Annotated in this window: 1 protein-coding gene; it reads right to left on the bottom strand. The window is 75.3% G+C overall.

The genetic code is table 11. From position 1 onward, the window contains the following. Positions 1–173: 173 nt before the first annotated feature. The gene (locus ACFW1A_RS38175) at positions 174–1238 is read right to left on the bottom strand and encodes a LacI family DNA-binding transcriptional regulator (protein WP_380417860.1); all 1065 of its coding nucleotides are present in this window, start codon (positions 1236–1238) and stop codon (positions 174–176) included. Positions 1239–1407 lie beyond the last annotated feature (169 nt).

The following is a 1407-nucleotide window of genomic DNA, read 5'->3' as shown; positions in this document are numbered from 1 at the left end:
CCCCGCGGGGGCCTCCTGGGGCGGCCGTCGGGGTGGGTGGTGGCTGGGTGTTATCGCTCACAAACGGTGGTTCGGGGATGGTGCGGGTGGTGCGGCTTCCGGGGGGTGGTGCGGCTTCGGAGGGGCGGTGCGGGTTCAGCGAGGTGGTGCGGGTTCCGCGGGGTGGCCCCCGCTCAGGGGCGGGACCGGCCGCTGCTGGTGCGCAGCACCAGTTCGGGGGCGACGATCGCCACCTGGTGGTCCGCCCGGGAGCGGCGCCCGGGCGGGGCGGCGTGCTGGATCCGGTGGAGCAGCAGCTCCACCCCGCGTCGGCCGAGCTCGCCGAAGTCCTGACGGACCGTGGTGAGCGGCGGGGTCAGGTAGCCGGCTTCCGGGATGTCGTCGAAGCCGACCACGCTGACCTCGTCCGGCACCCGTCGGCCGTGCTCGTGCAGGGCCCGGAGCAGCCCGAGCGCCATGTGGTCGTTGGCGCAGAACACCGCGGTGACCGCGGGGTCCGCGGCCAGTCGGCGCCCCGCCTCGTACCCGGAGCGGGCCGACCAGTCGCCGGGCAGGCTGGGCGGCACCTCCCGGCCGTGCTCGGCGAGCACCTTGCGCCAGCCGGCCTCGCGGGCACCGGCCTCCAACCACTGGGCGGGGCCGGCCACGTGGTGCACGGTCCGGTGGCCCAGGTCCAACAGGTAGCGCACGGCCGCCTCGGCGCCGGCCAGGTTGTCCACGCCGGCGCCGGGGAGCCGGCCCGGGTCGGTCGGACCGACCGTCACCATCGGCACGGTGCCGACCCGCTGGGCCAGCGCCGCCCCCGTGGAGGCCTGCGAGGCGATCACGGCGATCCCCTCCACCGCCTGGTCGCGCAGCCGGTCCACCGCCTCCTGCACCGACCTGATGTCCTGGTGGCGCAGGCTGGCGATGCTGATGAAGTAGCCCGCGCCGCGGGCGGCCTGCTCGATGCCGTAGAGCATCTGGGACGGTCCGTACAGGGTGCTGTCGAAGCTGATCACGCCGAGCGTCTTGGACCGCCGGGTGACCAGTGCCCGGGCCGCGCTGTTGGGGCGGTAGTCCAGCTCGCGGATCGCGGCCAGCACCCGCTCGCGGGTCTCCGGGCTGACGTTGGGGCTGTCGTTGAGCACCCGGGAGACGGTCTGGTGGGAGACGCCCGCCAGGCGGGCCACGTCCGCCATCACCGGCTGGCCGCCGTCTGCGGCCCGGGTGCCGTGCGCGGTGCGGGCTGGTGGCATGGGGGCTCCTGGGTGAGGGGTACGGGAATTGTTTGCGCTCACATGACGGATGGTCAATGGGGCGGGCGGTGACGGTTGGATATCGGGGCGGGCGCGGGCCGCGGGGTCCCGCATCGGGTGGGCGGGTCCGCGTGCACCGGACACCGAGCGGGTGACCCGCTCGCCCGGC

The sequence above is a fragment of the Kitasatospora sp. NPDC058965 genome, assembly GCF_042741245.1.
GTDB lineage: Bacteria > Actinomycetota > Actinomycetes > Streptomycetales > Streptomycetaceae > Kitasatospora.
Note: the sequence above shows the minus strand (reverse complement) of the source record. Positions and strands in the feature narration are given on the sequence as shown.